Below are 7356 nucleotides of genomic sequence, written 5' to 3' on the forward strand. Positions count from 1 at the left end.
GGCAGCCGCGCCTCGACGAGCGCCCGGGCCTCGACGTACTCCCCCGGCACACCTGCGCTCCCGGCCCGGAAGACACCGTCCGAGGCCGATACGGTCATGCCGGCCCCCAGGAACCTGAGCACCCCCGCCCGGGACAGGGCGAGCATCTGCCGCAGCCGCGGTCCGGGCGGCCCCGACGCCAGATAGCTGAAGAAGCCGTGCCACCAGGGCCCGATGTCACCGAGTCGCACCAACTGCCCGTAGACGGACAGGAGTCCGAGGAAGACCGCCATGTCCGGGCTGTGCGAGGAGTCGTGCCGCCGGGTCAGGTCCCCTTCGATATAGGCCCGCAGGCCGTCCTGGAGTTCGTCGTACGAGGCATGGCGCACCCCGTCCAGCGGATGGTCGAGCGCGGCCGGGTCGAACCGGTCGGCGGTGTCGGGCACGGCCGAGGCGACCAGGGCCTGGATCTCGGGGCTGTCACCGGCCGCGTACTTCTCCTCGAAGTCCGTCCAGGCCATGTCCGTGCGCTCGGGGTGTGCCGTGAACAGCCGGTGGTAGTGCGCGAAGCCGAGTTCCTTCTCGACGAGCGGCCACACGTCCCGCCGGAAGTCGAAGCCGCCGGGGCGCGCGAGCAGTGCGTCCACCTCGCCCGGCCCGAAGAACCGTGGCAGCGGCGGCCGTTCACCGGTCCAGTCGTAGCCGATCTTCGAGTGGTACGGGACTCCGCGCCGCGACCCGACGTGCAGCACGGGCTCGTGCCCGGACGCCCGGTACGTCAACTCCCCGTCCGCGCCCGTCTCGTAGCGCCCGCCACGCCCTTCGGTGAGCAGCACCATCAGGTCGACGAAGGCGAGCCCGAAGCCGCGGACGAGTACCGGTTCGCCCGGCGCGAGGGCGGACAGGTCGCTGTCGGCGGTGAAGTCCGGCGGCAGGTGGACCAGGTCGTGGGCGCTGGCGCACGTGGCCAACTCGCGCTGTTCCTGGTCGAGTTCCGCGTCGAGGTGGCCGAGCGTGAGGACGACCAGGTCGGCCTGCAGCGGGCGCGGCCGGCCCTCCAGCCACACCTGCTGGCGCCCCTCACGCGGGCCGACGACCCGCAGGGCACGGCGGGCGTGGTGGTGGACGCGGATGCCCGGCGGGAGCGCGGCGACGGTCTGCTCGTAGACCCAGCGCATGTACGTGCCCTGCCGTTGCCGGTCCGCGAAGACACGCCCGTCGAGTGCGGCCCACTCGTGCAGCGTGGGCCCCTCGCGCACCGGTCCGGCCATGTCGACCGTCTCGTCGGTGAACATCGTGACGTCCTGCGCCTCGGAGTTCATCCACAGCAGCGGTGACTGCGCCTCGCGCCAGATACGGCCGCCGCCCGGCGGATAGGGGTCGACGAGATGGATGTCGAGCCCCTCCGAGCCGTCCGGACCACCGGAACCGTCGCCCGAACTGCCGTACAGCTCGGGCGCGTTGGCGGCGATCCGCTCCAGGAGTCCGGTCCCCCGCGGCCCGGCTCCCACGATCACCAGCGAGTGGCGTGCCGGGCTCATCGCGTGCGCTCCGAACCGCGCGCGTAGTGCCGCTCGACGTAGTGCTGGCCGACGCCGAGCACCGAGGTGACGACGACGTACCAGACCGTGGCCACCATCAGGAGGGGGATGACCTGGTAGGTGCGGTGGTACACGAGCTGCACGGAGTAGAGCAGGTCCTGCACGGCGATCACGCTGACGATCGAGGTGCCCTTGAGCGTGCCGATCAGCATGTTCCCGGCGGGCGGCACGATGGAGCGCATGGCCTGCGGCAGCACGATCCGCCACCAGCGGCGCCACCGGCTCAGTCCGAGCGCCTCCGCGGCCTCGATCTGGCCCCGGTCGACGGAGAGGATGCCACCGCGGACCACCTCGGCGGCGTACGCGGCCTCGTGCAGGGTGAGCCCGATGATCGCGACCGTGACCGGCCCGAGCAGGTTGACCGTCCTGACCCCGAGGATCGTCGGATAGAGCGCCCCGATGTTGAACCAGAACAGCAGTTGCACCAGGATCGGCATCGACCGGAAGAGCCAGACGTACCCCCAACTCACCGCACGCAGCACGGGATTGGCGGAGAGCCGGAACGCGGCGAGCAGCGCACCGAGGGCGAAGCCGAGCGCCATGACGAGCGCGGTCAGCCAGAGGGTGAGCCAGAGGCCGCGCAGGACCGAGGCGGACGTGAAGTAGTCACCGACGACGTCCCACTGGAAAGCCTCGTTGCGGACCACGGAGTTGACGGCGAGCCCGAACAGGATCAGGACGACGCCGGCGGCGGTCCACTGGCCGAGGCGACGGCGCGGGACGATGCGCGGAGGCACCGCCTCTTGCGGCGCGGCCACCTTGGTAAGGGTGTGCGAGGACATGCGAAGGCTCCGTGAAACGTCGAGTCGAACACGGGTGATGCCTTCACACAGGTCACGCGGAACACGCGGACGCCACGAGGACGTCATACGGCGTGTACGGCATGCACGGCCGAGCCCCTCAGCAGGGCCGTGCACCGAGAGTACGGGGGCGTTTCCCCTCGCTGTCAAGGCCGTCCACACTGTGAGCCGTACGTCTCACGCCAGTTGACGCCAAACCGGATGCCTGTTCCACTTGCTCTCATGCATCCGCAGCAGTGGCTGGTCAAGCGCTCCCACATCGACTTCGGTCGAGTGTGGTCCTCTTCCTGTTGAGCTGACCCCCTGCGCGCCCGAGCCCTTCATGGGCGGGCGCCTTCTGCGTTTCCCCACCTTTCTCCACCTTCCTCGACGCCTTCACACGCGCTCCCCTCCCCTCGCGCTTCCCAGCTCCCTTCCGCGTTTCCCGCCTCGTTCATCCAGGCATGCCTCGTTCGTCCAGGAGATCCGCACGCCATGAGTACGTCCTCACGGCCCCGCCGTGCCCTTTTCATCCCCTTCGCCCTGATCACTTCCGCGGCGCTGCTGCTCACCGCATGCGGATCCGGCACCGACGGCGGAAGTGACACCCGGGCCGCGGGCGCGTCCCAGAAGATCCCGACGACCGACGTCGTCTCGTCGCTCAGGACGGACGCCTCCGCCGCGAAGCTGCTTCCGGCCGGCACCGACTCGCTCACCCTCGCCGTCAGCGTCGGCGGCACACCGCCCGGCACCAGTTATCTGGAGGACGGCAAGACCCTGGCGGGCCAGGACGTCGACTTCGCGGCTGCCGTCGCGAAGGTCCTCGGCATCGAACTCAAGCGCGAGGCCGCGAGCTTCGAGGCGATCCTCCCTGCGCTCGACAGCGGCAAGTACGACGTCGGCGTCGGCAACTTCGGCGTCACCGACGAGCGCCGCAGGACCATCGACTTCGTGACCTACATCAACGACGGGCAGGGCTTCGCCACCCGCGCGGACAGCAAGCTGGACAAGGTCACCGACCTCGCCCAGCTGTGCGGCCTGAACGTCGCGACCGGGGCCGGGACCACCTTCGAGGCCACGCTGGAGGAGAACAAACACGTCTGCTCCGACGCCGGCAAGAAGGCGTACAAGGTGCAGACCTACAGCGAGCAGGGCGCCATCTGGTCCTCGCTCCAGCAGGGCCGCAGCGACATCGTGATGAGCACCATCAACGGGCTGCGCTATGCCGTCGCCCAGCAGGAGGGGCTGAAGTTCCTCAACGAGTTCCACCGTCTCGATGTCGGCTTCGCCTTCAAGAAGGGCACGAAGCTGGCCCCCGCGTTCCGGGCCGCGGTGAACAAGCTCATCGCGGACGGCACGTACGACCGGATCCTCAAGAAGTGGGGCACGACCGGCTCGGCGATCGAGAAGTCGGAGATCTCACCGCCGGAGCTGAAGAACTGACCGGCCGTCGGGCCTGCCCCCCATCAAGCCCGAGACCGTCGGGCCTGAGACGGCCAGGCCCGACGGTGACGAGCAGGCGGCTCAGCAGTTGCAGCCGCAATCGCATCCGCACCCGTCACAGCAGTTCCCGCAGCAGTCACAGCCGTCGCAGCAGTCGTCGCAGTTGTCGCACCGCCGGCAGATCCCCTCCTTGCGCTCCCCGCTCCACGGGTCGTCGTACTCGCAGCAGCACATCTGGCACGTACAGGCCAGACCCATCCACACGGCGCAGCCCGCGAGGAGTCCGCGCCGGTCACGGCGTGGCGGCTCGGGAGGGGGCGGCGGAGCGCCGGGCCCGGAGGGGGCGTACGGGTTGCCCGGCGGCGGCCCGTACAGCTCGGCCCCCTGGTGCGAGCAGGAGGAGGTACCGAAGGCGCGGTCGACGGAGTTGCGCAGCTCATGGGCGAGCAGCACGTGCGCCAGCTTCGCGTCGGTGAACTCCGCTTCCTTGAGTGCAAGCCGTATCCCGTGCAGCGCGTCGTCGGCGAGCCGCCGGGCTTCCTCCAGGGACGTACCGGTGGCGGTCAGCGGGTTCCAGGCGCCCGACGCGGCGTCAGTTTCCCTGTCCTCCACGGCGTCCAGGAGGTGGGCGAGCCGTCCGAAGAGCCGGCCGGCCTCGGCGAGCGGCTCCGCGTTGCCGGGCCGTCCGGCCAGGATCGCGGTGTGCGCGAAGGCCGCGGCGGTCGCCGTCTCGGTCGGCTCGGTGACGGTCAGCAGCGGGGTGCCGGGCCCGGCGAGCGCCTCGATGCCCACCTGCCGGTCCACGGCGTCGACCAGCACGGCGGTGTCGAAGCCGACGTCGGAACCCGTACGGGCACCCGCCCGCCCCCAGTTCACGGCGACGCGGCGGGCCGCGAGCGCCACCGGCCGACGGGCCAACAGCCCGTCCCCGTCGGCCATGTGGTCGCGCACCTTCGCGGAGGCGAGCACCAGCGAGACGGCGGCGGCGAGCCGGGCTCCCTCACCCTGGGCTACCGAAGCGCTCCGCATTCCGCGCAATGGACAGGGACCCGCCGTGCGCCGCCATCCACTGGCGTGCTCGGCCTGAGCCTCCGTCAGAACCGATATCAGCAAGCCGTCGTAGTTCGTGACGACCCGTGCGAACTGTCCGTGATCCCCGCGAAGTGCGAGACACAGCCCGCACAAATGCGCCATCCATTGGGTTTTGAGGCTTTCCCCGAGCCGATGAGTGCAAGGTCTGACGATTCCGAACACGACGATCCCCCGTGGTGTGTACGACGTTGAGCTGCGGCATCGTACCGACCACCCCGTTCACCCGTACGCCCCAGCCGTCACCCGTCCGCCGTGAAGAATCATATTTCACTCTCAGTCAGCAGCGGTGTACGGCACGACCCTTGGGGTACGCGGCCTCTCGACGAATTCGCTGTGCACCAGTACCGTCACGAAACCCCCGCGCGGCGTCTATCCCCTTGGCGCGACATCCGCATCATGCACGACCATGGGGATGCGGAGAAAAGAAAGACCGCTGTGAGAGGAGGCGTCCATGGGATCGGTGCGCAAGGCGAGTGCCTGGCTTGGCCTCGTCGACGACAACGATGACGAGCGTTACTACGACGACGATTACGCCGAAGGGTCCGAGACCGGAGCCAGGGATGCCTGGGTCACGGACCCGCGTGTGAAGGTGGCGTCGGAAGCGGCCGAGGAGAAGGGCCGCCGGATCGGCACGGTCACCCCGGACAGTTTCCGGGACGCCCGTGGCATCGGCGAGCTCTTCCGTGACGGCGTTCCCGTCATCATGAACCTCACGGCCATGGAGGCGGCCGACGCCAAGCGCGTCGTCGACTTCGCGGCCGGCCTGATCTTCGGCCTGCGCGGCTCGATCGAGCGTGTGTCGAACCGGGTTTTCCTGCTGACCCCCGCCGACACCGAAATCGTCAGCGGGGAGCCCGCCGGCCGCCGCCAGGACGGCTTCTTCAACCAGAGCTGAGCAGGGCCGCTCACCGGACCCGCCTCTCGGCGCCGCGGTAGGAACTCGCCTACCGGAACGCGTCGAGACCGGTGAGCGCCTTGCCCAGTACCAACTGGTGCATCTCGACGGTGCCTTCGTACGTCAGCACCGATTCGAGATTCGTGGCGTGCCGCATCACGGGGTATTCGAGCGAGATTCCGTTGGCACCGAGAATCGTCCGCGCCGTACGGCAGATGTCGATCGCCTCTCGTACGTTGTTGAGCTTGCCGAAGCTGACCTGCTCGGGACGGAGCCGTCCCGCGTCCATGCGCCGCCCCAGATGGTGGGCGAGCAGAATCCCCTTGTGCAGTTCGACCGCCATGTCGGCGAGCTTGGCCTGGGTGAGCTGGAAGCCGCCGATGGGCCGCCCGAACTGCTCACGTGTCTTCGCGTACTCGACCGCCGTCTCGAAACTGGACCGCGCGGCGCCCATCGCGCCCCACACGATCCCGTACCGGGCGTGCGACAGACAGCTGAGCGGCCCCTTCAGCCCGGTGACATTGGGCAGCACCGCATCGCCCGGCAGCCGCACCTCGTCGAGCACCAACTCGCTGGTGACCGAGGCCCGCAGCGACCACTTGTGCTTGATCTCGGGCGCGGAGAACCCGGGCCGGTCGGTGGGCACGACGAACCCACGGATCCCGTCATCGGTCTGGGCCCACACCACGGCCACGCCCGCCACGGACCCGTTGGTGATCCACATCTTCCGCCCGGTGAGAACCCAGTCGGAGCCGTCCCGCTTGGCGTAGGTACGCATGCCCGCGGGATCGGATCCATGGTCGGGCTCGGTGAGCCCGAAGCACCCGATGACCTCACCGGCGGCCATCCTCGGCAGCCAAGCCTGCTTCTGCTCCTCGCTGCCGAAGCGGTGGATGGCGTACATCGCGAGCGATCCCTGCACGGAGACGAGCGAGCGGATCCCCGAGTCGGCGGCCTCCAGCTCCAGACAGGCGAGCCCGTACTGCACGGCGGAGGCCCCGGCGCACCCGTACCCGTCGAGCGACATCCCCAGCGCGCCGATCTCCCCCAGCTCCCGCGCCAGCTCCCGGATCCCGGGCAGTTCACCCTTCTCGTACCACTCGGCCACATACGGCAGCACGCGATCCGCCGCCCACGCCCGCACGGTGCCCCGGACCGCCAGATCCTCCGCACTCAACAGGTCGTCGACACCGAGGGGATCGGCGGGATCGAACGGCGGCAGCTTCGGCGAGGAGCTCGACGAAGAGGAAGAAGAGGGAGGAGGGGAAGCAGACATGGCAGAGGCCTCCGGCACGGAAAACTAGCACTGTTAACCACGGGCGAGGCCCGACGTTACGACGCAGTGTCGCGCACGTCCAGGCCCCGCTTCACCCTGTAGGGACCCGCAGCGAAGACTCCGCCTCCCGAGGCCCAGGCACCTCGACACCGGCCGCCGCCCCGCACTCCATGGCCCGGGGCAACCGCAGCGCCATCACCGCCCCCAGCAGCAACAACCCCGCGCTCACCAGCAACGTCACATGCAGCCCATGCACAAACGCATGCCGGGCGGCATGCGTTTGTGCATGGG

General features: G+C 69.4%; 6 protein-coding genes and 1 pseudogene. 2 read left to right on the plus strand and 5 right to left on the minus strand.

All coding sequences use genetic code 11. From position 1 onward, the window contains the following. A partial coding sequence (locus AOK17_RS45010; RefSeq protein ID WP_055618443.1) for an FAD/NAD(P)-binding protein occupies window positions 1-1520 on the minus strand: 1520 nt, incomplete at its 3' end. Next, the gene (locus AOK17_RS45015; protein ID WP_055618444.1) at window positions 1517-2362 is read right to left on the minus strand and encodes an amino acid ABC transporter permease; all 846 of its coding nucleotides are present in this window, start codon (window positions 2360-2362) and stop codon (window positions 1517-1519) included. The genes AOK17_RS45010 and AOK17_RS45015, both read right to left, overlap by 4 nt. A 492-nt stretch (window positions 2363-2854) precedes the next feature. On the opposite strand from AOK17_RS45015, the gene AOK17_RS45020 reads away from it, so the two are divergent. Beyond that, window positions 2855-3802 carry an ABC transporter substrate-binding protein gene (locus tag AOK17_RS45020; protein ID WP_055618445.1) on the plus strand — a complete coding sequence of 316 codons (948 nt, stop codon included), beginning with the start codon at window positions 2855-2857 and terminating at the stop codon, window positions 3800-3802. A gap of 81 nt (window positions 3803-3883) precedes the next feature. On the opposite strand, the gene AOK17_RS45025 is transcribed toward AOK17_RS45020, so the two are convergent. Continuing rightward, complete coding sequence (locus AOK17_RS45025) at window positions 3884-5056, minus strand: DUF5685 family protein (RefSeq protein WP_079053651.1); 1173 nt, start codon at window positions 5054-5056, stop codon at window positions 3884-3886. A 289-nt stretch (window positions 5057-5345) separates the two neighbouring features. On the opposite strand from AOK17_RS45025, the gene AOK17_RS45030 reads away from it, so the two are divergent. Beyond that, window positions 5346-5789 (plus strand): cell division protein SepF, encoded by a 444-nt coding sequence (locus AOK17_RS45030; RefSeq protein ID WP_055618447.1) that lies wholly within the window; start codon window positions 5346-5348, stop codon window positions 5787-5789. A 49-nt stretch (window positions 5790-5838) separates the two neighbouring features. On the opposite strand, the gene AOK17_RS45035 is transcribed toward AOK17_RS45030, so the two are convergent. Together AOK17_RS45035 and AOK17_RS49565 are read right to left on the minus strand one after the other, a co-directional pair. After that, a complete protein-coding gene (locus AOK17_RS45035; protein WP_055618448.1) occupies window positions 5839-7065 on the minus strand; it encodes an acyl-CoA dehydrogenase family protein in 1227 nt (408 codons plus the stop codon). 91 nt (window positions 7066-7156) lie between these two features. After that, window positions 7157-7356: pseudogene (locus AOK17_RS49565) on the minus strand (hypothetical protein); the annotation flags it as partial.

Origin of the sequence: Streptomyces phaeochromogenes, from assembly GCF_001418655.1 — a bacterium.
GTDB lineage: Bacteria > Actinomycetota > Actinomycetes > Streptomycetales > Streptomycetaceae > Streptomyces > Streptomyces phaeochromogenes.